General features: G+C 59.8%; 1 protein-coding gene. It reads right to left on the minus strand.

Features of this window, described 5'->3' with window-relative positions:
• Positions 1–316: immunoglobulin-like domain-containing protein (locus I8746_RS27030; protein ID WP_221101237.1), on the minus strand; the 316-nt coding region annotated here is incomplete at both ends.

Here is a 316-nt window from a genome sequence, read left to right on the forward strand (position 1 = left end):
GACGTAGACGTTGTCCGGGGCAGCCACGGTGGCAGTGCCCACGGTGCCATTGGCCGGCACAGTGATGACGGTTTTGCCGTCGCTCAGCGTGAAGGTCAATGCACTGTGGTTATTGATCGGCAAGCCGTCTTTGTTGGTCAGCGTGATGGTGTAAGTGATCTCACCGCCTTCGGTGACCGACGGGGTCGCGGTCAACTTGGCCACGACTTCGTCGGTGGTGTCAGTCACTTGAACCGAAGCGTTGCCGCCCAGTTGCAGGTTCTCGAAGGTGCGACCGTCTACATCCACAGCAGACGTGATGCCCAGGCTGATCTGG

It is taken from the genome of Pseudomonas sp. USTB-Z, from assembly GCF_019691255.1.
Lineage (GTDB): Bacteria > Pseudomonadota > Gammaproteobacteria > Pseudomonadales > Pseudomonadaceae > Aquipseudomonas > Aquipseudomonas alloputida.